The organism is Variovorax palleresanus (genome assembly GCF_051144945.1).
In the GTDB taxonomy this organism is placed as follows: Bacteria; Pseudomonadota; Gammaproteobacteria; order Burkholderiales; family Burkholderiaceae_C; genus Variovorax; species Variovorax paradoxus_S.
Window position 1 is genome coordinate 4,299,829 of sequence record NZ_JBJNVP010000002.1, and the last position, 26,707, is coordinate 4,326,535.

15 protein-coding genes are annotated in these 26,707 nt (G+C 64.5%); 11 read left to right on the forward strand and 4 right to left on the reverse strand.

Annotated features, from left to right (window positions below; all coding sequences use genetic code 11):
* From ACJ7Z0_RS24045 to ACJ7Z0_RS24095, 11 genes are read left to right on the forward strand one after another with little or no spacing between them, the layout of a single operon-like run.
* Entirely contained in the window at positions 1–1,383 is a 1,383-nt protein-coding gene (locus ACJ7Z0_RS24045) for a FliI/YscN family ATPase (RefSeq protein WP_434791835.1), read from the forward strand.
* Complete coding sequence (locus ACJ7Z0_RS24050; protein WP_434791836.1) at positions 1,380–1,892, forward strand: hypothetical protein; 513 nt, start codon at positions 1,380–1,382, stop codon at positions 1,890–1,892. Before ACJ7Z0_RS24045 ends, ACJ7Z0_RS24050 begins: the two co-directional genes overlap by 4 nt.
* Entirely contained in the window at positions 1,889–2,722 is an 834-nt protein-coding gene (locus tag ACJ7Z0_RS24055; protein WP_434791837.1) for a hypothetical protein, read from the forward strand. Before ACJ7Z0_RS24050 ends, ACJ7Z0_RS24055 begins: the two co-directional genes overlap by 4 nt.
* A complete protein-coding gene (locus ACJ7Z0_RS24060) occupies positions 2,722–3,123 on the forward strand; it encodes a flagellar hook capping FlgD N-terminal domain-containing protein (protein ID WP_434791838.1) in 402 nt (133 codons plus the stop codon). Before ACJ7Z0_RS24055 ends, ACJ7Z0_RS24060 begins: the two co-directional genes overlap by 1 nt.
* 33 nt (positions 3,124–3,156) lie before the next feature.
* Positions 3,157–4,344, forward strand: coding sequence for a flagellar hook protein FlgE (locus tag ACJ7Z0_RS24065; RefSeq protein ID WP_434791839.1), 1,188 nt, complete (start codon positions 3,157–3,159; stop codon positions 4,342–4,344).
* Positions 4,341–5,294 (forward strand): FliM/FliN family flagellar motor C-terminal domain-containing protein, encoded by a 954-nt coding sequence (locus ACJ7Z0_RS24070; RefSeq protein WP_434791840.1) that lies wholly within the window; start codon positions 4,341–4,343, stop codon positions 5,292–5,294. Before ACJ7Z0_RS24065 ends, ACJ7Z0_RS24070 begins: the two co-directional genes overlap by 4 nt.
* A complete protein-coding gene (locus ACJ7Z0_RS24075; RefSeq protein WP_434791841.1) occupies positions 5,291–5,746 on the forward strand; it encodes a FliM/FliN family flagellar motor switch protein in 456 nt (151 codons plus the stop codon). Before ACJ7Z0_RS24070 ends, ACJ7Z0_RS24075 begins: the two co-directional genes overlap by 4 nt.
* A 3-nt stretch (positions 5,747–5,749) precedes the next feature.
* Positions 5,750–6,295 (forward strand): flagellar biosynthetic protein FliO, encoded by a 546-nt coding sequence (locus tag ACJ7Z0_RS24080; RefSeq protein ID WP_434791842.1) that lies wholly within the window; start codon positions 5,750–5,752, stop codon positions 6,293–6,295.
* Positions 6,292–7,260 (forward strand): flagellar type III secretion system pore protein FliP, encoded by a 969-nt coding sequence (gene fliP, locus ACJ7Z0_RS24085; protein ID WP_434791843.1) that lies wholly within the window; start codon positions 6,292–6,294, stop codon positions 7,258–7,260. The genes ACJ7Z0_RS24080 and fliP overlap by 4 nt, the downstream gene beginning before the upstream one ends.
* 33 nt (positions 7,261–7,293) lie before the next feature.
* The gene (locus ACJ7Z0_RS24090; protein WP_434791844.1) at positions 7,294–8,178 is read left to right on the forward strand and encodes a sigma-70 family RNA polymerase sigma factor; all 885 of its coding nucleotides are present in this window, start codon (positions 7,294–7,296) and stop codon (positions 8,176–8,178) included.
* A 41-nt stretch (positions 8,179–8,219) separates the two neighbouring features.
* Positions 8,220–9,470 (forward strand): tetratricopeptide repeat protein, encoded by a 1,251-nt coding sequence (locus ACJ7Z0_RS24095; RefSeq protein ID WP_434791845.1) that lies wholly within the window; start codon positions 8,220–8,222, stop codon positions 9,468–9,470.
* 38 nt (positions 9,471–9,508) lie between these two features.
* Here ACJ7Z0_RS24095 and ACJ7Z0_RS24100 read toward each other — a convergent pair whose 3' ends face one another.
* The 4 genes from ACJ7Z0_RS24100 to ACJ7Z0_RS24115 all read right to left on the reverse strand — a co-directional run bounded on the left by ACJ7Z0_RS24100 (position 9,509) and on the right by ACJ7Z0_RS24115 (position 26,513).
* Positions 9,509–9,955, reverse strand: coding sequence for a hypothetical protein (locus tag ACJ7Z0_RS24100; protein WP_434791846.1), 447 nt, complete (start codon positions 9,953–9,955; stop codon positions 9,509–9,511).
* A gap of 31 nt (positions 9,956–9,986) precedes the next feature.
* Entirely contained in the window at positions 9,987–10,574 is a 588-nt protein-coding gene (locus ACJ7Z0_RS24105) for a tetratricopeptide repeat protein (protein WP_434791847.1), read from the reverse strand.
* Between the two features lie 431 nt (positions 10,575–11,005).
* Positions 11,006–11,464, reverse strand: coding sequence for a hypothetical protein (locus ACJ7Z0_RS24110; RefSeq protein ID WP_434791848.1), 459 nt, complete (start codon positions 11,462–11,464; stop codon positions 11,006–11,008).
* Between the two features lie 7 nt (positions 11,465–11,471).
* Positions 11,472–26,513: a LysM peptidoglycan-binding domain-containing protein gene (locus ACJ7Z0_RS24115; protein ID WP_434791849.1), complete on the reverse strand. Its 15,042-nt coding sequence runs from the start codon at positions 26,511–26,513 to the stop codon at positions 11,472–11,474.
* Positions 26,514–26,707 lie beyond the last annotated feature (194 nt).

A 26,707-nucleotide genomic window follows, 5' to 3' on the forward strand; every position in this document is an offset into this window, starting at 1 on the left:
ATGAACCTGCTCGCCGTCAGCCGCAAGGCACTCCAGGGTACCGATCTGCGTCGTCGAATCGGTTGGGTGCGCGAGATGCAGGGGTTGGCCATCGATGCGCTCGGGCCCGATGCCGCCGTGGGCGAGCTGTGCCGGATCATGGTGCGCTCGCATGGCGGCCCGGCAGCAGGCGGCGCAGTGTCGGCCAGTGTGCTGGCCGAGGTCGTCGGCCTGAAGCCCGGCCGGGTCACGCTGATGCCCTACGGGTCGGTGGAGGGCATTGCAGCAGGGTGCGAAGTGCATGCGCTCGGTGCCGATTCGCAGATGGGCGTGGGCCCCGCCATGCTCGGTCGCGTGATCGACGGTTTTGGTGAACCGCTCGATGGTTTGCCCAAGCCAATTGCAATCCAGCGTCGGCCGCTCAAGGCGCCGCCGATCAATCCGATGCAGCGCCCGCCGATCCGCAACATCCTGGAAACAGGGATTCGAGCCATCGACGGACTCTTGACGCTCGGGCAGGGGCAGCGCATCGGCATCTTTGCCGGAAGCGGCGTCGGCAAGAGCACGCTGCTGGGCCTGCTGGCGCGTCACGTCAAGGCGCAGGGCGGTGCGGACGGGAACGGTGGCATCAACGTGATTGCGCTCATTGGCGAACGTGGCCGGGAGGTGCGCGAGTTCATCGAGAAGCAGCTCGGACCGGAAGGCCTCGCGCGTTCGGTCGTTGTGGTAGCAACCTCCGATCAACCCGCGTTGGCCAGGTTGCGCGCTGCCTATGCGGCGCTCTCCATCGCGGAGTACTTTCGCGATGAGGGCCAAAACGTGCTGCTCACGATGGATTCGATCACCCGCTTTGCCATGGCACGGCGCGAAGTGGGACTCTCGGCTGGCGAGCCGCCGACCGCACGCGGCTATACGCCCTCGGTGTTCGCCGAGCTGCCGGAGCTTTGCGAACGCTGCGGCATGGCGCCAGGCGGCGGATCGATCACCGCACTGCTCACCGTGCTGGTCGAGGGTGACGACCTCAATGAACCGGTATCGGATGCGTTGCGCGCCATTCTCGATGGACACATCGTGCTGTCTCGGCAGCTCGCGCACCGCGGGCACTATCCGGCCATCGACGTGCTCAAAAGCGTGAGCCGCCTCATGCCTGAGCTGGCGGATGAAAGCCAACGCTCACTGGCAGTGGCGGCGACGCAGCACTTGGCTGTGCTGGAGCGCAACCGCCAGATGATCGACATCGGCGCCTACGAAAAGGGCTCCAATGCCGAACTGGACCGGGCCATCGATACCGAGCCCGGGCTTCAGGCATGGTTGCGGCAAAGCGTGGGTGGTGTTGGCCGCATGGAATCGATCCACGACTTGCGCGCCATCCTGGCTCCGGCTGCTGAAGGCAGAAAACCATGAGTGCCGGGACCACGGTTCTTTCCGCGGCGGTGCGCGACGTCGACGTACGCGGCTTTGTCTATCCGCTCGAGCCTGTTCGCCAGCGGCAACAGTGGAGGCTCGACAAGTCGATGGCAGAACTCGCGCAGGCTCAGCAGGTGCTGGCCGACACGGAGGCGCGGATGGCGCAGATGCTGAAGGCACATGACGAGCAGGCTCGAACGGTCGGCCAGGCAATGCTCGAGCGCCTCGACCCCCTGGCCCACAGGCGAACCCTGGTGTATCTGACCCACCTGCGCAGCCAATGGGCACAACTTGATGCGCAGCGCGAGGAACAGCGCCTTGCCCGTGACCGCCTGCGCCAAGAGTGCTTGAAGCAGCAGATGCGCCTAGAGGGACTGACCAGGCATAAGGAGAATGCATTGACCGAATACGCGGACGAAGTTCGCCAGCGCGCCAGCAACGAACAGGACCGCGACTGGCTCGCACGGTCGGCTTTTGCGCACGCTGCAACTGGAGCAGGCCAATGACTCCCGGCGACAACATCGCAGCGCCATCCGGCATGGCTTCGCCGGTGCGGCGAAACATGCCACAGGCGACAACTGCCGGCGAGACAGCGCAGCGGCAGCTGGCATGGCAGCGCGAGATGGAACGAGCCCAGATGGCTGGCTGGTTCAAGCCGGGCGCCGTGGACACGCAGGAGGCCTCGGCACCTGCCAGCCAGAGGCCGCAGCAAAGTCCCCAAGGCCAGGGCCCCGAACAGCACCGCGAAAGCCGTGGTCCTGCACAGGGAAAAAGGCTGCCGCCAACCCTCGGCGTATCGGTGGCCACCCTGCGACCGGGTTTGCAGGGCAGCCCCCGGATGTCCCTGAACGGCGAAACGGCTGCAGGCATTCCGGCGCCGCGCACGGCGGCAAGCGCTCTTGTGGAACGACAACCCGTGTCCGAGTTCGATTCAACCGCGGAAAGCAAATTGCGCCCCGAAATTCGAACGTTCGAACGTCTCGGGCCGCGTGCAGTCGGGGCTTCTGCGCCGGAGGCCGCCGCTTCACAGGACGAGGCGACGGATGTTGCGGCAGTACCCCAGTCGAACCCCGAAATTTCGCTCGCGCCACTTCGGCTGCATGAAGAAACAAGGCGGCACGGGCAGGCCGTCTGGATCGCCATGCGGGCGGACGACCAGACGCTGGTCTCGATGTTGCCGCGACTCGTTTCCGATCTCGAGCGCGGCATGCGCGAACGAGGACAGCGGCTGCATCAGGTGGTGTGCAACGGCCGCCTGGTCTGGCGCGATGGCGTCGAGATGCTAGGCGGTAGCCACTCAAATACGTTCGATTCAATTGACCCCAAGGAGGCGTGATGGCCATCGATGCAATTAGCGGTTCCACTGCAACCAACCTCCAGGCCAGCAGCCTGGGCATGGAGGATTTCCTCAAGATCCTGCTCACGCAGCTCACCTACCAGGATCCCCTGAAGCCCATGGACAACCAGGAGTTCATGGCGCAGATGGCGCAGTTCACGAGCCTGGAGCAGACACAGCAGCTCAACAACAAGATCGAGACCCTGATCACCAACCAAGCCGCGCTCCAGTCGGTGGGGCTGATCGGCAAGACGGTCGACGTCAACACGTCGACCGGCGCCGTCACCGGCACGGTGAGCGCGCTTTCGCTCTCCGGCGACGCGCCTCTTTTGACTGTTCGCACGGCCGCAGGCGCCATGCTGGAAAACATTTCGCTGAGCCAACTCGCGGCAGTGCGCTGAGCGCAGCAGCCTCAAACTTCGAAGGGACGACCCATGCTTGAATCCATCTATGTCGGAATGACTGGACTGCTGGGCTACTCGCGCGGACTGCGCGTCATCGCCAACAACACGGCCAACATCAACACGCCTGGCTTCAAGAGTTCCAGCCTCCAGTTCGCCGACATGTTCTACAGCGGCGGCAATCTTGGCGGCGGCGGTGCGGGCCAGAACCGGGACCAGGTTGGCTTTGGCCTCAGTACGGCCGGGACATCGCTGTCGTTCAAGCAGGGCGAACTGCGCCAGACCGGCAACGACCTCGACATGGCCGTCGACGGCCAGGGCTTGTTTGCCCTGCAGGACGCGAACGGGAAGACCACCTATACGCGGGCCGGCCAGTTCAAGTTCGATGCCGACGGTACGTTGGTGAGCCGGGTCAATGGCGAGAAGGTCATGGGTCTTGACGATCGCGGCGGCCTCGTGGCCATCACCTTGGCGGGCCAGATGATGAGCCTGGGCCGTCCCACTTCCCGTGTGGAGTTTTCAGGCAACCTGTCGAACACGGTCACCGAGCAGACCATCGGCGGCATAACGGTCGTGGATGCTGGTGGTGCCAGCCACACGCTGACCATGAAGTTCTCGGTCGTCAGTGCGGCCGAGAGCGGCACCACGATGAAGGTCGAGCTGATGGATGGAACCACGGTCGTGAGTACCGGCCAGATGGTGTTCGTCGGCGGAAAGCCGACTCCCGAGACCGCGATCATGCAAGCGACATACGCTCCCGCGGGGCAGGCGCCAGTGGCGTTGACGCTGGATTTCAGTTCCGACGTCGTTCTTTTTGCGGGGCAGACCTCGCTCAAAGTCGATTCGCAGGACGGCATTGGCCCAGGCGCACTGAGCGGGACGACCTTCGATGCCAGCGGCACTCTCACGCTGAACTATTCGAACGGTTCGACCGTCAAGGGTGCCCGCCTGGCCCTTGCGCGCTTCGACTCGCCCGATGCCGTGGGATCCTTGGGCGACAACCAGTTCGAACAGCTGGACGAGAACGCGTGGCACTTCGGCACGGCGGGCGAAGGCGCTTTTGGCAATGTCAGCTCCGGGCGGGTCGAGATCTCGAACGTCGACCTGTCACAGGAATTCAGCGATCTGGTGATCATGCAGCGCGGCTATCAGGCAAGTTCACAAATCATTTCGACTGCCAACGACATGCTGCAGGAACTGTTCTCGATGAAGAGCAAATGAACGACTCCTCACTTCTCGATCTTGCCGAGTCGATGCGCAGGGCGCGGCCCTTGCGAAGCTGGCAAGGCGCTTCAAAGGAGACACTGCGTCTGCGTCTTGCCGCGCTTCATCGGGCGTGGAGCGACGAGTGGCTTCCCGCGCGCCAGGATTCGTTGGCGGACCCGGAGATCCACGTGGACGAGCCCGGTAGCACCACGGGCCCGGCGTCGGAAGACATCGCCTGCTGGGCGTTCACCGCGGCGGAACGCCGCGTACCTTCAAGCTTGACGGGCTTCGAGTCGGCACCCGCTGCCGCAAAGGAGGCATCAGCCGCGCCGTTGCGCGCCATCGCCGGCTGCATGTTCGGATCCGATGCAGCCGTATCGGCACAAGGCCCCGCCAAAATCGCGGCCGTCGTCGCGCGGGCAGCCTGGGCCGACTGGTTGCGCCGCAACGAAGTCTTGCTGGCCGGTTTCGGGCTCGAGCCCCAACAGTCCGAAGGCTCACGCGGCGCCAGCCCCCTCTCGAATCCCTGGTCCGGTGCGCTCAGCGTGCGCTGGCCATGGTGCGGCGGTGTCTGGCAGCTCAGCTTGCCGCATGGTGCCGTTGCGGCGCTGCTTGGAAGCGAGTCTGCGGCCAAGCCGCCATCGCGCCCCAGCGAACACCTGTTGCCGAAAGAGCCTCTGGACCAGGCCCTGGCCCATCGGCCCGTGGCGTTGCGCGTCATGCTCAAGGGGGCGGAGCTCAATCTGGGCCAACTGCAGCAACTGCGGGTCGACGACGTGGTTCCGCTCGAGCACCTGCTCGATGCACCGGCACAAGTGGTTGGCGCAGATGGTGGGCGGGTATGCGATGGCTGGCTTGGGCAAAGCGACGGCCGAATTGCCATCGAATTGGCCGCACCTGCGTCTTCCGCGGCAGGCATGGACCTGCGCATCAACACTCAACAATCGAAGGAAGGAAAACAATGACCAAAGCCTTGGAAGGAATCGCCACCGACAACCGTGTTGGCGCATCCGGTGCCGCAGTCGAGACGCGCGGCGAGAGCAGGGCGCGCGCCGCGCAGGGTCCGGGCAGCTTGCCGACCGCGCAGATCATCGCGCTGCCGGATCTCCATGCCGGTGCCGAGGGGGATGCCGCCAACCAAGGCGGCGATGCGTCGATCCTCAAGGACTGGAATCCGCTTCACCAGATCAAGGCCAGACTGCAGGTCTGCGTGGGCGAGGTCAGCCTTTCCGTCGGCGAGCTGCTCGGTGCCAAGGAGCACCAGGTGTTGCGGCTCGACCGGGAGATCGATCACCCGGTGGACTTGACCATCGAGGGCAAGGTGGTCGCACGCGGCCAACTGGTCGCGGTCGACGGGCACTTTGCGGTTCGCATCACCGAACTGCCGGTGGCGCTGGGCCTGACTTCGGGAAGCTGACGGATGAATCAAGCGCAGCCGCGGTTGGCCGTGGTCAATCGAGCCGCCACGTGCAGGTGGGTCCTGGCGTGTTTCGCCATCGCGGCGGGACTGCTGTGCGCTGTGCCGGCCAGTGCGCAGGAAGCACAGAGCGGTGCAGTTGCATCGAGCGGCAACACCAGCTTGCCCTCCAGCATCCCGGTCAAGCGGGATCCGCCGGGCGCGCTGGAATCTGACGTGGGCGACCGTTGGTGGATCGCCATTCTTGTGGCGGGCGGACTGCTGGCGTACGGCGTGGTTGCCATGCGCCGAAAGGCAAGGTCGTCAGGAAAGCGAGCCGGCACCTGGTGGCCGGGGCTCGGCGGCCTGCTCGATACCGGGTCGTCCCATGAGATCCACCGTGTGTCGAGCACGCACCTGTCGCCGCGCCACGGCCTCCACGTCGTGGTGTGGAACGGCAAGCGCCTGCTGCTGGGATGCACCGATCAATCCATCCAGGTGCTTGCGGAGTCTGCGTCATCCGTGACCGGCGATGAGGCCGCGCCGTTGGCGCCGGGGGCCGTTCGATGATGCGCGCGGCACCTGCAGTCGGTCATCGCACGCCGCGGCCGTGGGGTTTGATTCTTGCCGTGGTCCTGCTGGTGATTGGCCTGATCGGCTGGCCCACCGGTGATGCCAGGGCGCAGATGCCCGGCGAGACGAGTTCCTCGGAGCCCGCGAACGTGCCGGCACCTGGAACTGCGCCGGAGATTGCCCCCGCGGCAACGGCACCCTCGACAACCGCGCCCTCCGTCTCGGCGCCGCCCCCTTCCGCGCCGAAGGCTGCGCTGCCCGCCGCCACGTCAACTCGGCCTCGGTCTGCGGCCCCGGCCGCGCCGCCGGTCGTGGGCGCCGCAACGCCGGCTACCGAAACCGCCCAGGCCCTGCGCGTGGTGCTCGGCCTCACCGTGCTGGCGATCCTGCCCGCGCTGTTGGTCTGCCTCACCAGCTTTCTGCGCATCATCGTCGTGCTGTCGATGCTTCGCCATGCCATCGGCATGAACGAGACGCCGCCCAACACCGTGCTCATCGGCTTGGCGCTTTTTTTGACGCTGTTCACCATGTCCCCGGTGCTGCAGAAGCTTAACCAGGATGCATTCGAGCCGTTCATGGCGGGCAAGCTCTCGATGGAGGACGGCTACAGCAAGGGTATTGCGCCTTTGCGCGAGTTCATGGTCCGCCAGACCCGCGAGGCCGATCTGGCGCTGATGGTCGAGCTGTCGAAGGCGCCTACGCCCAAGTCGATGGAAGACATCAGCAACGTTCAGCTCATTCCTTCGTTCATGCTGTCGGAGCTGCGCGCGGCGTTCCAGATCGGCTTCGTGATCTTCCTGCCGTTCCTCCTGATCGATCTGATCGTATCGAGCATTCTCATGGCGCTTGGCATGATGATGATGCCGCCGACCACCATCGCCCTGCCACTCAAGATACTGATGTTCATCTTGGTCGATGGGTGGAGTCTCCTTCTCAAGGCCCTGGTTGGCAGCTTTCACTGACACACGCCACCCCAAGCCTCACCGTATCGCGCAATGTCACGCCTGAGTCCCACGCTGCCGCCCACTGCCCCGCCGTTCTTCGGCCTGGCGGCGGATGCGGTCGCGTCCGTCGAGGCCGTGCCCGAGGCGCCCGACCTCGCCGGCACTCTCTGGGAGCGCTGGCGCAAGGATCGAGACGACGCCGTGCGCAACGACCTGGTTCGACACTATCTGCCCTATGCGCGAATGATGGCCGCCACTCTCTACGGACGGCGCACCCACGATGACGTCGAGTTTGCCGACTACCTGCAGCTTGCACGCATTGGCCTCATCGAGGCAGTGGACCGCTTCGACCCGACCCAGGGTGCGCAGTTCAAGACCTTCGCAACCAAACGCGTGCAAGGCTCGATGCTCAACGGGCTGATCCGCCTCACCGAGAAGAACCAGCAGATCAGCATCAGCATGCGCTTGCGCCAGGAGCGGATGGACGCAATCAAGGAAGCGGCTGCGAGCGAGGTCCTGGGAACCAGCGAGAAGGGAGAGGCCGGTGCGGCCGCGTCGCCGCGCAACCCGGACAAGCTGTTCAAGTACCTCGCTGAAGTCGGCATTGGCATTGCGCTGGGAGTGCTGCTCGAGGGCACCGGCATGGTCGATGCCGAGGCTTTCGACGACCACGCCCACGCACCTTCCCCCGAAGTGAGCTACTTCCGGAAGACTGAGATCCTTCAACTGCGCACTGTGCTGCATGGTTTGGTGGATCAACTCAGCGAACAGCAGAAAACCGTGATCCGCCACCACTACCTGCAAGAAATTCCGTTCGACGAAATCGCAACGCTCATGAAAGTCACGCGTGGCCGCGTTTCGCAGTTGCACCGCCAGGGGCTGCTGCGCCTGCGCGAGTTGCTGAGCAAAGATGGGCGCCTGGACGTCTCGTGGTGACACGAGCGCCCCGGCCTGGACAACCAAATTCATTCCTCTCCATGACAGACACCACCGCAACCACTGCTGCTCCCCCTTCACTGCGGGACGATCCACGCATCGTGGCCGCGCTCCGGCGCCTCGACCGGCTCGATGGCTTTCTGCGCGAAGACCCGTCGAACAATTCGCTGCTCATCGATGCTTTCGAGACTGCGCTGTCCTGCGGGGAATGGGAGCGCGCGGAATTTCATCTGCGGCATGCCCAATCACTGCAGTCCGACCCGCTGGCGTGGCGCCTGCGCGAAGGCGATTTCTGGCTCGCCCAACAGCGCTACGACGAGGCCCTGGCCGTGCTCGAGGCCTTGGCCGACACGCCCCAGCCGCCGCCAGGCTTTGCGGACGTGCTGCTGCACAACCTGGCCTTCATCGAACTGAGGCGAGGTCGCCATGCGGAGTGCGTCACTCGCCTTGCGACGGCACTCGAAGCGCAGGCTGCGCCGTCGACGAGCGACGCCCCCGTTGCGGCACGCGCCCTGCAGCAGCTCTGGCTGCGATCGCTGCATCACGACGGCCAGCTCGAACGTGCTATGGCCTGGACCGCTGGCGCCGAGCAACAAGGCCGACTCGATCCCCAGGCGGCTGGCATTGCGAGCCTGATCGCCATCGACGCCTCGGACTTTGCCGCCGCCGAGCGCTGGTCGAATGCCAGCCTTGCCGCGGGAACGCCTGCCGAGCAGCCGGTGGAGGCCTTTGTCACCAAGGCTTCGCTGGCACTGGCCGCACGCGATGCTGCCGACGCCAGCCAGTTCGCCGATGCCGCCCTGCAGCGTCATCCGGGCGATGGCCGTGCCTGGTCCACGCGCGGCTTTGCCGCCTTGCTGGCGGGTGACCTGAACGGCGCACACAGCGCTTTCCGGCAGGCGCTGGCCGTTATGGCGCAGCACATCGGCACCTGGCATGGCCTGGGGTGGACGCAGATCCTGCAAGGCGATCTGGCGGGGGCGCGCGAGAGCTTTGAGACCGCGCTGGCGCTCGACCGCAACTTTGCGGAAAGCCACGGTGGCCTCGCAGTCGTGCTGGCCATGCAGTCGCTGCGCACGGAAGCGCAAGAGCACGCCGAGTTCGCATTGCGGCTCGACAAGGCCAACCTGTCGGGGCGCTATGCCCAGGCGCTGTTGAGCGGCGAGGTCAAGGATGCGAAGGACGTGCAGCGCTTTGCGCGGCGCTTGATGGGGGGAAGGCCCGGCCCGCTTGGCGGGGACATGGGCGACATATTCGCATCGCCTGATGCACCACCGGAAGCGAACGATTAATTGATTGACTCGCGCGCGCAGTTGCGCCGGCCGGAACGTTAGCGCGAGGGGCTCGGCCCAGGTTGCGCATCCGCGAGCAGAAGATCGCCCGCTTCGCGCAAGGCGGCGTGCAGTTCGGCATCGCCTTCCATCCGCTCCAGAACCGCGTCGACCATCTGGTCGAACCCCCTGTCGTCGAGCCGTTCGCGGCCAAACGCCTGCATCAGCACCGATTCGAGGAACAGCCGGAAGGCCTTGCGCTGTCGCTGCGGATCGTCGGGGGACAGCGCACGCACGCGCAGGGCCACCATCTGCTGGATCTCTGCGTCGGTGCTGTTCGACGCGGGGGAGGGCGACTGCGGCTGCTTGCCGCCGGCCGTTGTCCGCGCACCGTGGGGGGCTTCGCGCCCGGCCACGCCGCGCTCCCTGGCCTGGGCCTGCGCCCGAAACTGCGCGCCGAACTGCGCACGAATCATCGCGGCGAGTTGCGTCGTTGGATCGATCATAGCCAAGGCGTGCAGATGCGTTGCGAATCAATCAATGCGCGCGGCCTTGCTGATGGTAGTTGGCCAGCAGCACGTGGTTCGAGGCTTCGTCATCGGCCATCCCGACCTCCGGCGCCGCGGCAGCGGAGCTCTCAGTCAGGGCTTTGATGCCAGTCACTACCTTTTCGATATCGTCCGACAGTGCTTCGTTCGTGGTGTTGAGCGCCAGCCCCTGTGCGTAATGCCGCAGGGCTTCGTCAAAATGGTCTTGCGCAAGGGCCGCAAAGCCGTTGACGAAATGCGGCAGGGGATCGGTGGCCGGCAGATCGAGCAGCGGCTGCCAGGTGAGCAGGGCGATGGCCGCGCGGCCGGAGCTGAACTGCAGAAGGCCGAGCTGGTAGCGTGCCATCGGGAAGCCAGGGGCCAGCCGCGTTGCGTTGGCGAAGGCGGCCTCGGCCTGAGTCATGTCGCCCAGCGCCGCAAACTCCGCACCCAGAAGGAACTGGGGCAGGGCGGCGCCTGGATCGGCGGCGCTGGCCTGCTCAAACAAATCGATGGCTTGGGGGCCGTCGTTGGCCTGGCTTGCTGCCATGCCGCTGGACATCAGGGCATCGAACGAATTGGGTTCTGAGCTTTGCATCGATCGGTCTTTGGTGGGTTGTTGTGCATCGAGTCTTTACGGCTGGTGAGGTGTCGAGGCAACAAATTCGCAAGCGGTGCTGTCGCCGCAGGTTGGATTGTCGCGCGGAGTTGGGTGTGAGCAAAGCCTCGGTCGATGGAGGGCGATGCGGGTGCAGGGCTGGTGATATTGGCCGAAACGCACAGCGCAAGAAACATCTGACATTGGACTAAGTCGATCAGACCAAATACTGCCAGGGGCTTGCGCCAGACGCTTGCTGAATTCACGTGGCTCTACAACACCGTGCGAGTCCACCACAACCTCAAGGGCTGACCCCGATAGAGGCATGGCACGGCCGGACGCTGGCCGACTACGTTCGATGTAGATAGAGACGCAATGAGAGCACGAACGAACCGGTCAACGAGTCAGCGTCGGGACGGGAGCCAGAGATTTCAGCCTTGCATCGACTCCAAATGTTTGCGCCACTCATCGAGCAAGCCAACTTGCAAGGTCGTGTCGACTTCGCCATCCACGATCTCGCCCACGAATATATCCCCGTACATGAACTCGAACGTGATGCCAGTTCGTTCGGATAGCTCGCGCACTGCTTCAACCACATCGCTGACCTCGGCGTAGAAGACGGCTTCCACATCTTTGGGAACGAGGCCAGGAACCTTCGAAGAGCAAACTTCCATCTCGGCTCCTAAGGTTTCAGTTGGCTCGTCGCCTTCTTGTGTAGCCAGGTCCTCGATGACTTCAACCAACTCAGGCGCACCAAGAAGCCAACTTCGGCGCTCGCGCAGAGTGGGGACGAACACTCTAATTTGTTCTCGAATCTCGGGGGTAATCAGCTGCGCAACGTAGAACAGCAGCTTCTCTCTCGGCAAGGAACGAATCACTTCGGGTGTCATGGGCTACCTACTTTTCCTGTTTGGCCGGATAGAACGGAACCGCGGCACCGGGACCGCCAGGATTGAATTTGAAGCCTCCCGGCATGTGGGCTTGCATATGGCGAGTCTTTGGCAGAGGCACTGTGACGGGCAAACCTGCAATATGGTGCGGGGAGATCAGCTCGCCCATAAGACCAGCGTCCTCGGGGAAGACCTTGACCCATGCGTCATCCACTTTCGGCCTTAAGCTCTGTTTGATCAACGTTCTGTTTGCGTCACTAAGAATCTCGCCATAGCCAAGATCGTCCCACAGATCTCGCAAGTTGCGCATGTCAGCCGCGTTATTTCGGCGTATCCCCGCGCGAGTGGTGTTCGATGATGAGCCGACCGGCTCGGCTACAGGCTCCGCTGCCGCAGCTCTTCTCAGCGTTGAGTAAATGCCAACCCCTGGAACAGGCGCCGGCAATCCTCCAATTTCGGCCGTGCGCAGCGCTACGGACATGATCGCGGCTCGACCGGTGGTAGTGCCCAACGTGGCCTGAGCAAGGAAGTTGACGCCGTTGACCAGCGCTGTGCCCGCTGCAAGAGCAATCCGGCCGGCCAACGTGACAGCCCTGGTTGCGCCGGCACCAACGGGGAAGGCGAGCACACTCGCAACGTCCATTGCGTTGGACTTGACGCCGCCGAACTGGAAGCCGTTGTATGGCTTGCCGTCGTATTCGACAGAGGAGCGCGCCATCGAATCCAGGTTGGCCGTGATCCGATCAGAGTCGTTGGCCAGAGCAAGCATGCCCAGCAACCCGCCCATAGCCTCCGGGCTTGTACGAATGCCGTGCGAACCACTCATCGCCATCGAGAGCGCCACAGCACTTTCAGGCGATGGATTGCTCAGCAGCGTTCCCAGCGCAACCCCCGCGTTCTGGATCATCGGCGGCTTGAGCCAGCCGCCCTCAATGGTCCACGCCTCGTAGCGCGAGATCAGGGCATCGCGTAGCTTCGGGTTCTGGGCGGTGTACTCCACCACTTCCTTAAACGCACCCAAGCTCTCTTGGTAAAGCTCTGAGGACTGCTGCTGCTGGACGGGAGTCGCGTATTCCGGCGCACCCGTCTGCGTGGCAGTCAAGATGCCCGACCAAGCCGAAGTAAAGCGGGTCGTCGGACTCGGCCGGCTCTGCACCGGTCCTGCGACGAGCGAGACTTCCTCCAAGTCGAGCAACGTAGGCGGCTGACTGGAGGCACCAGCTCTCCCCGCACCCATTACTCGGGTTGGGCTGTCCGTCATCGCCTCCGCCAGGCTTGACCCCAATGCATTGCCAAACGCGTCAGTTGCGACTTGCGTGACGCTGACCTTGCCGCCCCGGAGCGCCGTCGTTGTCAGCCCGGCGGCAAAGCCCGCCACCGTTCCTCGCGCCAAGTTGGTCGCAAAGCCGCCGCCCAAGCTGCTGAACGCTTCACCATCCCTCAGAGCACCACCGACGGCTGCGCCCATCCCAGCGCCGGCTGCAGTAGCTGCGACGCTCTTCCAGTTGAAGCTTTGCTGCAGACCTGTCGCGACTGCAATGCCCTGGGTCAGCGAGCTCCCAACGGCTGATCGAATGATTGCATTTCCGACCAGCGCATCCTTACCCAGAGGGCTCCAGGCACCCAAGCCGCCCGATACACCGCCGCTAATTGCGGCCAGTGCCACGCCTTTCCAACTGAAGGAGTCCTGCGCCCCGATCGCGATGCCAACGCCTTGGCTAGCAATGGAGCCGACTGCAGCACCAACCGCGCCCGCTACAACGGCGCCGGCGCCACCGGCCGTCAAGACAGCAGTTCCTGCAGCCATGGTGGCTCCGATGCTGCCAGCCCCGGCAGCAGTGGCAGCACTTGCTGCCGTTGCTGCAGTTCCAGCCGCAGCACTTCCCGCGCCACCAACAGCTGCAAATGCCCCCGCCGTATAGATGGTCACCACCACGGCGATAACGATCATGATCAGCTGACCGATCCCGCCGCACCCACCGCCTTCCTTGGCCTGCGGCATCGGCATGTTGGGATTGGTATCCCCAACCACCTTGCTCGGGTCATAAGGCTTGAAGCTGTTCGCGTTGTTCGCCGCTCCCACCTTGGTGGGAATCGTCAGCACCTGGCCCGACTTCAGATCCGCATTGCCCGACAGCCCGTTGGCGTCCGCGATCAGGTACCACAGCCCCTCGTCGCCATAAGCCCCGCGCGCAATGCTCTGCAGCGTGTCACCCGCGCTCACCGCATACGTGCCCGGGCTGGCCGACGGATAGCTGCCGTCGATCGGCCGGTACCCAAAATTGAACTCCGCCTTGGTCTGGAACAGCGGCACCCCGTTGGGCGCGCTCGGGTTGTTCGCATCGCGGATGCGCCCGTACTGCCCCAGCACCTGGCCATTGACCACCAGCTGGCGCTGCTCCTCGCCCGAGGCCAGGTAGCGGGACGACAGGATATTGCCCTCCATGTCGCTCACGAACGTGCGGTTGTTCAGCGGCTGCGTCACGTCGCCCACGCCCGTGAGCTCGTTGCCATTGCCGTAGTACCAGTTCGTGCCCCCGGGTAGGTTCACGTTGCTCGTGCCCACCGTGGCCGTCTGGCGGTAGCCCTCGGCGCGCCCGTAGGTGTTGGCGTAGTTCGTCACGCTGGGCTGGCCCAGGAAATTCCACACCGTGTAGCCCATCAGGTTGCCCGCGCCGTCGTAGCCGCCGGCCGTTCCCATGCCCGGCAGGGTGGGAGGCGTGCCGTAGCCGATGGTGTACTTGCGCCCGTTCTGGCTGTCGAACACGTCCTGGCGCGTGATCTGGCCGTTGGCGTTGTAGGCGCTGATGCGCGTCTCGCTGCCGGTGCCCGCCAGGGTCTGGCCGTTCCAGGTCGTGCCCAGCAGGGCGTTGACATAGCCCACGGGCAGGGTGCCCGCCGGGCCGGTCTGCACCACGCGGCTGGCGCCGTCGTACAGGCGCGCATCGGTCTGCACGCCGTCGCGCACCACGCTGGCCAGGCGAGCGAGCGCGTCGTAGCGGTAGTCCTCGGTGGTGTAGCCCTGGCTGGTCACGTACTGCTTGGTGGCCGTGCTATAGATGGCCGCGCCGGTCATCGGGTCGTAGCCGGTGATCTGGCTCTGGCCGTCCACCGTGAGCACGCGGTTGCCCCACCAGGTGTCGCTGGTGCGGTTGCCGTTCTGGTCGTAGACGATGCGGTGGCCCTGGCCGCCCAGGTTGCCGGCCGCATCGACCGCGTTGACCACCGTCTGGCGGTTCATCGCGTCGTACTGGAAGTACAGGTCGCTGTCCAGGCTGGTGTCCTGGTTCAGCACGTGGGTCTTGATGCGGGTGCGGTTGCCAACCTTGTCGTACTCGATGTTCACGAACGCGCGGCCGTCGGCCACCCAGCGCATGCGCCCCAGGGCGTCGTAGGCGATGTGGTTGTCCTTGTAGACCACGCCGCCCTGGCCGAACCATTCGCGCACGCGGTTGCCGGCCAGGTCGTACTCGTAGCGGGCGTCCTGGCCCGTGGTGCGGTCGTAGGTGCGTGCCAGCAGGCCTTCGATGTTGTAGGTGTACTCGCGGTTGGTGCCGCTGTCGAAGGTGAGCTGGCCGGCCTTGTCGTAGGTGTAGGCGTAGGCACGGCCGCCGTAGTCGGTATGCGTGAGCACCTTGCCGAAGTAGCTGTAGCTCCAGGTGGCCATGTAGCCGTTGCCATCGACCTCGGCGATCTTGTTGCCCAGGGCGTCGTAGGCCACCTGGGTGCTCTGGCCCATGGGCTGGATGGTGCGCACCACGCGGCCCTGCAGGTCGTAGGCGTAGCGGATGGTCTCGCCGTTGCCATTGGTCTGGCTGAGCTTGCGGCCGGCCTGGTCCCAGGTGCTGGATTCGACGATGGCCCGCGTGTCGACCAGCTGCGGGAGGTTGTTGGCCGTGTTGGCATTGAAGACCTGCACCACGCCGCGCGTGGTCGTGAGCAGGCGGCCCAGGTTGTCGTAGGTGAAGCGGGTGAGCGTGGGGTTGCTCACGAGCGCATCGGTGGCCGAGACCTTGTCGCCGAAGACGTTGTAGCTGTTGCGGATCACCCCGCCGTCGGCATGCAGTTCCTGCGCGAGGTTGCCGCGCGCATCGTAGACCTGGCCCTGCACCTTGCCATTGGCGTCCTTGATGGCCACCTGGCGGCCCATCTTGTCGTAGAACAGCTGGGTCACGGCGGCACCCGATGTGCCCTGGATGCCGTTGGCATCGGTCTGCTTCTGCTCGATGAGCTGGTTGTTGGCGTTGTAGCGGTAGGTGGTCACCCATCCGGCCGAGCGCGGATCGCTGATGGAAATCACGTTGCCCCAGCGGTCTGTGTTCTGGTTCACCACAGGGCGCGGCGAACTGCTGGTGCCCTGCGTGACCGGGGTTTGCACCGCGTTGGCGCCGTCGGTGTTGTTCTCGCTGACCGCCGAGCTGCCCGCTACCGTGGTGGTGCTCGAGGCAAAGAGCGCGGGGATGAGCGGCGTCCAGTAGCCCGGTGTGTAGGGCGGGGTGCTGTCCTGGACCGAGGGCGTCGTTGTACCCACCTGCACCTGGTAGCTGTAAGGCACGTACTGGTAGCGGGTTTCATACACCGGCTGATAGCCGAGGATGACGGGCCTCTGCACCGCAACCTGGACCGGGTAGGTCACGTTCTGCCAGCCGGTGATTACCAGGTAGTTGTCGTACACGGTCCGATAGCGTGTCTCGTAGACCGTTGTGTACTGGATGTTGCCCCATGCATCCCGCACGACGGTGACGTTGCCCTGCTCGTCCTGGGTCGTCTGGGGCGGACCCTGCACCGCCACCTGGTACGCCTCGGTGCGCGGCACCTGCACCCATCCGTAGACCGGATCGGTTCGGGTCTGGTACTGCGTTTCGTAGACGGTCTCGTAGATGATGTTGCCGTTCTCGTCGCGCGAGTAGACGGGCTCGGACCCGATCTGGACCAGGTACGGCACCGCGCTCACGCCCGAGCGCGTTTCCATGATGGGCGTTTTCTGGTTGTCGAGAATGCCCGTCGCCTGGCCCACCGACTGCGTGGTTCCGCCCGAGGTGAGCGTTGCCAGGATCTGGTATTCGTAACGCCCGGCGGCAAGGTTGGTGATGTCGACCTGCTGCGAGCCGATCGGAAAGCTCGACTCGTTGCTGCCGGCCAGGTTGACCACGGGCAGCGAACTCCAGGCGCTGCCGCCCACGAGCCGGTACTGGAAAGTCACGCCATTGCCGGCGTTGAGGACGGACGAGTAAGGCCACTCGATCATCGTGAGCGGCGTGCCGATGGGGGCGCCCGACTCGTCATTGCCACCGGTGCCGACGATGCGTATCGCGGTGCCGGTGATCACTGGCAGATTGACCGGCGGAACCCATTGCGGGAAGGTGATTCCGCTCGAGGCGATCTGGCCTGTTGCGTGGGCGTATGGCACGCCTTCGCCCGAATGCGTCCAGAGCAGCTCGTAGTCGTACGTGCCCGCAGCCAGCAGGGTGACGTCCACGCCATCTCTGCCGTTGCCGCGGGCCGTGACGGGCTGGGATATCCAGGCGCCCGTGCTGCCGGCCGCCCGGTAGCGAAAGACCTGTTCCACGGATGTTCCGGGCGATGACCACGTGAACAGGCCGCTGCTGGTTGGGCCCATCTGGTAGAAGGCCAGCGGAACGCTGATGAGGGACAGCGGCGGCGAGGCCAGGGTCACGGTGCCGCTGGCGGTCACGCTGGCCACGCCGGCTGTCGTGGTCTGCGTCACGCGGTACTCGTAGCTGCCCGGTGGCAGGGCGGTGGCGTTGTAGCGCAGCAGGTCGCCAAAGTTCACCAGCGGGGCATCGACCCAGCCGGTCTCGCCGGTGCTGCCTGCCGGGCGGATCTGCATCCGCATGCTGGTTGTGAGGTCGTCCGGCGCATCGACGTCGATGACCTGGCCGCTGTAGCCCAGCGATCCCTCGCTGATGACGGGCTGCCAGTTGCCGTAGACGTCCTTCTTGTAGATGGTCAGCCGCGACACGCGCCCGATGCCGCCGTTTGCGTCGTTCCAGCCGTCCTCCCAGGTCATGGTGAGGCTGTTGGTGTTCTCCGCCGCATTGGTCACGATCCGGGTTTGCGTACGGGTCTCCCCACCTGCCATCGGCAACGGGTTACCCGATTCGTCGGTCATGATCGGATTGCCGTTGGGGTCCAGCACCGGCGGAGTCAACGAATAAACCTGGGTCGTGTACTCCATCACGACCTTGATGTCGCCGCTGCCAAGGTTGCGCACCGGCGACCAGGCCAGATGGACGGTATTCGTACCGGACCGCCCGTTGACTGTTCCGGTCTCTTCGCGGGTCGGGTTGCTCGACCCGGCGACGGAGCCCTGGCTGAACAGGCGGCTGATCTGGGCGCCGCCCGTCCATTCGCTGCGCCGAGGGGCGATGGTCGAGGTGACGCGGCCCAGCGCGTCGTAGATCGTGTCGGTGCGGCGAAGGTCGGCCACGGCGACCGAGTCGGGGTTGGTGAAGGCCCGCAGATCCGCGTTGCCCGATGCCGTGCCGTAGCTCGTGATCTGGGCGGTTTGGTTGCCCAGAAGGTTGTAGAGCGCAACCTTGTCGACGCCGTCACCCGAATTGGTGCGCCAGACGCGGCCGGCGTTGTCGTAGTCGAAGTATTCCTGGCGCCCGCCGCCCACACCCTTGGCTGTCATTTCGCCAAAGGCGTTGTACTCCATTGCGGTGTCGATCAGGCCAGCCTGCGCTTGCGAGACGATGGCGACCGATCCGCCGCTGACTTGGCTCCTGGAAGCGGGGTCGATGACGTGCGTCTGCTGTCCGAGCTTGTCGTACTGGTAGGCGCGAAAGAGGGTGCTCGAGACGTTGTCACCGTCGGTGACCAGTTGCCATTCCTTGGCGACGTTGCCCAGGGCGTCGTAGGAGCTGTAGTGATTGAAGCCGGCCGCGTCGGTGTTCTGCGTGGCGTGGCCGAGCTTGTCGTACTGGGTGTACGTGATGCGGTCTGGGTTGATCTGCGAGTTGTCGTCGATATTGCCGCTCCAGACGGCACCACCGCTGGCGGTGTAGAGCACGAGGTTGCCATCGCCCTGCATGACCAGGTTCGTACCGCCCTTCGCATAGGTATCAGAACTCCAGACGACCCCGTTCGGGCCGTACAGAACCATGTTGCCGTCAGTCTGGAAGGCGAAATTGTTCGCACCGCTCCCGGCAGTCTGCGAATTCCACAGCGCCTGCATGTTGTCGTGGCGGTCGTAGACGACCAGATTGCCATCGGTCTGCAGGGTGAAGTAGTAGCGGCCGTCAGGCGAATAGATGCCCTGGCCGGGTGCAAGGTTCTGCCCGGGGGCGAGAGTGCTGGCCGTTGGCGCACTGAGTGCATCGGTAGCGGCTGTGGCCTTGTAGACGTGCGTCTCGGTCTTGACGACTACGTTGCCGTAGGCGTCGCGTTGGTATTTGGTAACGGCCGTCAGGAGCCCGTTGCTCGTCGAAGGCGCTGCCGTGGCGCGCACGCGGCCGAGGGCGTCGTAGTAGCTGTACGTGGCGGCGCCCAATGCGTCGGTCGTCCGCGTCAGGTTGCCGACCGCGTCGTACGCGTAGCTGGTGACGAGATTGGCGCGCGCGCTGGTACCGTTGCTGCTCGCGCTGAATTCCACGCTGACGCGGGTTTCGCTGGTCTTGCGGCCTCCGCGATCGAACGCAAAGATTGTCTGGCGGTCATTGGTGGCATCCACCGTTGTCGTCGGCACTGCGATGGGCGCACTGGCCGGGTTCCATGCCGCGACGGCCTTGGCAAACTCGGTGCGGACGGTCACGTTGCCCGCGCCATCGAAAGCCTGGGTCGTCAGGTAGCCCAGTGCGTCGACGCTCGCAACCTGCTGGCCCTTCTGGTTGTAGTAGTTGTTCGTGTAGGCCCAGGTGTTCTGCCCGGCATTCTTGAGCAAGCCGACGCGCGTGAGGTCGCCAAAGGCGTTGTAAACGTTGACGGTCGTGCGGCCTGCCGTGGCGTACTGCGCGCCCAGCGCTGCGGACGAGTCGTACGTATAGGTCGAGGACTCGATGACTTTGGTGGCGCGGCCCGCTCGGTCGTAGGAGGTGGTAAGCGTGCGATCAGCGCCGTGATTCACGCCCGCGGCATTGACCGCAGCGCTGACCTGGGCGGTGCTCAGGCTTGCCGGATTGCCGCTGGTGAGCGTGGTTCCGACGCCAAAGCGCTTGAGTTCGGTGACTTGGCTCCATGGGTTGTACTGGTAGCTCGTGACGAACCCCAATGCATCGACCTCGTAGCCGATCCGGCCAAGCAGATCGTAGGTCTTGTAGCTGAAGCTGCCCGCCACGTCGCGATTGGCAATGGCGTCGCCGAAGACGTTGTAGGTCGTCAAGGTGTCGAGCGTCTTGGTCAGCTCGGTGCGGCTGGCCAGGCCGCCGGCCCCATTGGTCGTGAGAGCGTCGCCCGCCGGGTCGTAGACGCTGACGGGTGGGTAGATCACCCGGACCTGGTGGCCGACGGCATCGTATTCGTAGCTGGTGGTGCGCTGCTCGGCGCGTCCGACCGCCTCGGTGCGCGACGTCAGGTTGCCCAGCGCGTCGTAGGTCATCTGGGTCACGATGCTCGCGCTGCCCGAACGAGTCGCGTCGACCACGAGCTTGCCGCTGGCATCGGGGACGACGGTGGTCACCTCGACGGCCGGTGCCGTCTCCTTCGTCATCCGTCCGCCCGCATCGTAGGCGTAGGTCCAGACGGAGCCCTTCTTGTTGGTAAAGGTGACCTTCTGCCCCAGGCCGTTGTAGCCATAGCTTTCGGTGAAACCAAGGGCGTCGACGCTGCTCAGCAGCCGGCTTGCGGCATCGTAGGTGAAGCTGTTGGTGCGGTCCTGCGCCGCCTGCAACACGATGGCCAGGGCTATGGCTTCGGCGGTGTTGGCTGTGGCGGCGGGAATCGACAGCGAGTACTGCGTGGTCTGAACGATACGGCTCAGGCCGTCATAGGTCGTACGCGTGACGAAGCCCATTGGATCGACGCTGTATGCCAGACGGTTGGCAGCGTCGAAGTTGCGTTTCACGGTCCGGTCGATGGCCGTGTTTGCGGTGATCAGGGCCCGTAGTGTCGTGGCGCTGGCTGTCCAGTTGCCCTGCAACGATGCGAGATTGGCCGGCGTTCCATAGCTGGTGATGCGAACCGCATTGCCGTTTGCGTCAAAGCTCGTTTCGGTAACAGCGCCGGTGGCATCGACACCGAGGATCTTGCGGTTCGCCGCGTCGAATGCGGCGCGATCCACGCGGTCGGCGCCTGCATAGTCATAGACGCGTGCTGCCTTTGCCTGTGTTTCGGTCAGCTTGCTGGCTGCCGTGGGCACCGCGATGCGCGTGGCATAGCTGTAGCGCGTGGTGACGTTGCCGTTCTTGTCGTAGACCGCTTCGGTGAGCGCACCCGTGGCGTCGATCACAAAGGTCTGGCGGTTGGCCTGGTCGTACACCCGGTCGGTGATGCGGTCGCTGGCCGAGGCTGCAACGGAAGAGGGGACCATGCCGCCTGAGACCGCAGTGGCGTACTGGATCGTCTTGAGCAGGTTGCCGTTCTTGTCGTAGACCTGTTTCGTTACGGCACCCACACCGTCGGCAGCCCAAGTGAGCCGGTCCGCGCGATCGTAGATGAATCGTTCGCGCGTGCCGCCCGCCACATAGGCGATCGGTGACGTGGTGGTCGGGGTGTAGCGGCTGGCGACATCGGCCTGCTCGAGCTGGTAGCCGCTCACGCGGAAAGCCCTGGTGTCGTTCGCGGTGTATTTGACAACCCCGAAAGCCGGTGCCGTTGACGCAGGCGCCACGCCGGTCATCGACACACGATAGCGCCCGCCGCCAAGGTCCTGCACGACATACTTGAGAGGATTGGTCGCGCCAGTGAACAGCACCAAACCAAACGAGTTCGCCGCAGTGGCAACGCTCGCATTGCTGAAAGACGGCGGCAATCCGTCTTCCATCTCCACGATCACGGACAGCGTGTACGCGACGCCGGCGATCGGCGTGAACGACTTGTAGGCATAGGTGCTGACCGTGTCGGACGCAAGCCTGATCGCGCCTGAGAATCCGGTCATTGTGGTCGCCGTGGCGGCGCCGCCTCTGTACGGCGCGTCGCTGAGGCCATTGGCGAACTCGCTCTGCGTGAGCAGGTTGGTGCCCGCTTGCTGCGGGTTGGTTGCCAGTGTGATTGCCGCGGCCAGGGCGGTGGCAGTGGCGGCAGTGGCCACGGGCACGGTCGCAGCGTAGGCGATCCGCTCGACCACGTTGCCGTTGCCGTCGTAGATCGTGCGCCTGACCGCACCTACGCCGTCGATGGTGTAGGTGGCGCGGTTGAGCTGGTCGTAGACCGAGCGCAGGCGCAGGTCGCGCGCGGCATCCGCAGTGGGCGCAGGCACCGTGCCCACGGTCCAGCTGGCCAGGGCGATGCGATTGGCATACGCCATGCGCTCGATCACGTTGCCATTGGCGTCGTAGGTGTACTTGACCACCTCGCCGAGGCCGTTGACGGTGGCCACCTGTCGGCCGTCCTTGTCGAGCACACGGTGCTCGACGCTATCGCGCGCAGCGTTGACAACCACCTTGGCATCAAGCTGCGCAATGGTCGGTGCCGCCGGCAAGCCGGTCATGTCAACGGCGGTTGCGTATCCGATGGTCTGTACGACGCGGCCTTCGGCATCGTAGCGGGTGCGCTGCAGGTTGCCGGCCGGATCGAGCGTGTACGCAAGCCGGTTCTCGGCGTCGTAGGCGTAGCGGGTAACCTGGCCGTTTCCGTCGGTGCTGCTGGTGAGGTTACCGTCCTTGTCGTAGGCGTAGCTGCGGGTGATGTTCAGCCCAGACGGATCGATGCGCTCCTGAGTACGCCGGCCCAGCTTGTCGTAGATGTACTGGGTGGTGGCGCCATTCGGGTTGACGACCGTGAGAGCGTTGCCGACACCGTCGTAGGTGTAGCGCGTGACAAGATTCAGGCCCGTGGGATCGATGGCCTGGCTGGTCACCTGTCCTTTGAGGTCATAGACGATGAGCGTGAGCGTTCCGTTGGGATCGGTGACTTCGATCTGCTGGCCCTTGGCGTCGTACTTGTAGGTGGTGATCAGGGCGAGGCCAGTGGGGTCGACCGTGCGCGTGAGCAGCCTGTTGGCTGCGTCATAGGCGAGCGTCACGATGTTGCCGTTCGCGTCCTTCGTTTGCGACAGACGGCCCGACCGGTCATAGGTGTTGGTGGCAGTCGTCAGCGCCGTGGCGGTGCTCAGCAGGTTGCCGTTCTTGTCATAGCTGTAGCTTGTCGTGTTGCCGTTGCCATCGACCACGCTTTGCTTCTGGCCGAGGCGTGTGTACACCGTGGTAACGCTGATGTTCTCGGGTGTCTTGATCACGACGCGGCGCAGCGTCTTGTCGTAGGTGTAGGTCGTAACCCGCCCGAGCGCGTCGGTCTGGGTCATGACGCGATCGAAAGCGTCGTAACTGGTGGAACGGACGGCCGAGAGCGCATCGGTCGTCGTGACAATGCGACCCAACCGGTCGAAGCTTTGCTGGCGAACGTTGCCGTTCGCGTCGGTGCTGCGCGTGAGTCGTCCGAACGCGTCGTAGATGGCACTCGTGACGGCGTTGATGCCCGACGCGTCTTGCACCGTGCCGGTTACGAGGCCGCGGCGGTCCACCGACATTGACTGAACCAGTTGCGTCCCATTACCGAGCGCCTGCGTGCGACCGGTCAGGTCGCCGAAGGCGTTGTAGCTGGACTGGGTGAGGTTGCCAAGTTCGTCGGTGCTGCCGTTGAGCTTTCCGGTCACCGCATACGTGAAGCTCTGTTTGCTGTCGAGCCCGACATTCTTGATTCCGTCGATGGCGGTCGTCAGCTCAGCGTTAACCAGCCCGCCGGCCAGGCCGGCCACGCTGCCAAGACGAGTGCCGTAGCGGATGGTCGCGCTGAGCTGGCCCAGGGTGTCGTACTGCTGCTCGGTCACTTCGCCGAGCGCGTTGACGCTGTGGGTGAGGCGGCTGTTCAGGTCGTAGAAGAACAGCGTTTTGTTGCCGTACGCGTCTGTGGTGCCGAGGCGCCGGCCCGCCGCGTCATACGCATGCGTGAGCCCATACTGCGACCAGATGGCATCGATCTGTGCCTGGGTCTGGCCGGCTACGAGGAGTGCGCCGCCTTCGGCGGTGAGTTCGCCGGTGAGGCGCCCCTGGATGTCGTAGCGCGCGTTGATCGTCTGGATTTCGGTCGTGCCGAAGGCATTGGTGGTCTTTACCAGGTTGCCAGCGCTGTCGTATTCGTACCGGGAGACAGTTCCTTCATAGTTGGTGCGCTGGGTGACGCGGTTGAGTTTGTCGTAGACAAGCGTTGTCGTACGAAACCCGGCGCTGGAAGATGGACGCAAAGCCGCCACAGTGGTTGCCGTCGTCATCTGCGAGAGCAGGGTGGCATCGACTCGAACGACATAGCGCGTGGAGGTCGTGACGTTGCCATTGGCGTCGTACACGCTCTCGGTCATGAAGCCTTCGGCGTCAATCTGCGCCAGGACTCGACCTTGGGCGTCGTAGAGCCAGCGCGACGTCTGGTCCTGCGCATCGCCTGTCGGAATCAATTGCGCGAGCGTGCCGCTGTCGCGCATCGCGGCGATCGTGGGCGTCGCGTAGGAAATCTGGGTAACGAGGCGGCCTTCGGCGTCGTAACGCGACTCCGTCAGATAGCCTTCGGCGTCCAGGGTGCCCAGCAGCAATCCGTCGTTGTCGTAGAAACGGCGCGTGACCCGGTCGTTGGCGGCATCTGCCGTTGGGGTCGTTGCGGCGAGAGTTGGCGCCGCGCCGAAGGAGTTCGTGGCGATGACTGCCCAGTATTGCTTGGTGCCTACGAGTCGCGACGCACCGTCATAGCGCAGGTCGGTGACCGCGCCCGCCGCGTCGATCGTTCGGACGAGCCGTCCGGCGCCGTCGTAGATGCGCCAGGACTTCTGGTCGAACGGGCTGTTGGCAGGCCGGATGGCACCCAACCGGTTGACGGGCGCGCTGTTCGGGTCAGAGAGGTATGCCGTGACCGCTGGCGCGTTGGCCGGAGTGGCATAGACGATCTTGTGGGTGAGCTGGTTGTTCTTGTCGTAGACATACTCGGTCACCCGGTTGTTGCCGTCGATCTCGGCAACCAGTCGTCCCGCCTCATCATAGAGGCGTCCCGTGCGCGCTCCCGTCGGGTCGACCTGCTGGTAGAGACGCCCGTTCTTGTCGTAGTAATTGGTGGTGGTGCCGAGGTTCGCGTTCAGTGCGGAGCTCTGCGTCACGCTGACCATGCGGCCGTTCTTGTCGTAGGCGCTGGTCGTGACAAGCCCGTTGGCCAGTGTGACGACGGTCTTGTTGTTCGCGTCGTCGTAGCTGGTGAGCGTTGTCTGGTTCAGCGCGTCCAGTGTCGAGAGCTGCCGGCCCATGCCGTCATAGGTGTACTGGGTTGTCCCGGTCGTGGCACTGATGGTACTGAGCAGCAACCCGGCTCGGTCATAGACGTACTGGGTGACCGACTGGCTGCCATCGGCAATGCCGTTGCCGCTGGCATCGACCCGGCTGAAGACGGTGTTTTTCTGGACCTGGCCCCGGGCGTCGTAGACCGTGTCGGTCCGGCTGGCCTGGGTGCGGTCCTGCGCTGCGCCCCATGTGACCAGCTCGGCCTCGCTCGGCGTGGCGGTGGCGCCAAGCGCCGAGACATCGTACTTGCCGGCGGCGTATTGGAGCGTGGACGTGCGTTGGCCGTAGCTGTCGTAGCGGTACTCGGTGACACGGCCCTCCGAACTGAGCACGAATCTCAGCTGGTTCTTGCCCGTGTTGTCGTAGACATAGCGCGTCGTGACCGGCAGGCTCGGCTGCGCAGCGCCGGCACCATCCGGATCCGGAGCAAGGTAGACCGTCTCGGTGAGCAGTTGGTTGCGTGCGTCGTAGGTGCGGGTGATCGTGTTGCCCGCGGCGTCGCGCTGCAGTGTCTGATTGCCATAAGCGTCGTACTGCATCGTCACCGCGAAGCCTTGCGGGTCCGTGACGAGAGTGACGTTGCCGCTGGCGTCGTAGTTGAACAGCGTGAGCTGCGATACGCCGCCCACCGGCGGAGCCTGGATCTGGGTCAGTTGTCCGGCGGTGTCGTAGCTGTAGACGCTGACGAGGCCCAGCGGGTCGGTGACCGTCGTACTGCGGGTCGTGGTGTTGTACGTATAGCTGGTGGTCTGGCCCAACCCGTCCTTGACGGTCGCAACGCGGTAGTCGGGTCCGACCAGCACGTACGTGAAGGCCAGGCTCGTGCCATCTTTTTGCGTGACCGAGGCAACGCGTTTGCTCGTGTCATCGTACGTATAGGTGGTGACGTATGTCTGGCCGTCGGCAATGCTGTTGTCTTCGGGGCTGAGGTCGACCGTTACTGTCGACAGCCGATTGGCGCCATCGTACGCATAGCGCACGCGCGTCAGCGCGGCACCGCCGTTGGCGGGGCTGGCAACGGTCCGGATCTGCGTCAGGTTTGTGCCGGTGTAGTCGAAGTAGGTCGTCTCGCCGTTGGCGTCGACCATGCTTTGCAGCGTACCGTTGGTGTTGTAGGCGTAGGTCAGCGTGTTGCCGGCGGGGTCGCTGGCCAGCAGAAGTCGGCCCTGGCCGGTGGACTCGTAGCGCTCCAGCAAGCCCGTGCTGCCGTCGGTCCAAATGAACTGCAGCGCTGCGGAATCGTAGGCGATGGTGTCGAACGCGCCAGCACCGGCCGGGCTGACGTAGAGGCCGCGTGCCACGTCCCACGTGTAGGTGGCGCTGGCGCCATCGCGATCGGTGCGCGTCAGGGTACTGCCAGCCGTTGCGACCGTCCCCGTAAGCTGGATGCGCTGGCCATAAGCGCCCACGATCCAGTTGTCCGCGTTGTCGTCGTTGAGCAGGCCCTGGCTGTTGTAGGTCCGCACGGCATGGATGTCCAGGCCTCGCCCGACAAGCTTGTCGTCGAAGTCCTGCAGCACCAGATTGCCGTTGGCAATGTTGACGAAGGCCTGTTCGCCGTTTCGGCCCTGGCTGGCAGTTCCCTGGGTGCCTCGCTGTCCGAGGGTGGCCAAGGAGGCCAAACTCAATCCAAGACTGTTGCCGCTGACGATCGCTACCATTTTTTGTGCCCGTCTGTCTAAATATGTAGAAGCGAACCGCACACGCTCGGCCTGCTCGAGTCGGCGTTTTCACGCAGCCGACTCGGACTCCGGGGTTGTTCCCCAGAAGGCCGCCAACTCTCCTCCTGGTGGTTGGCGCACGGTTC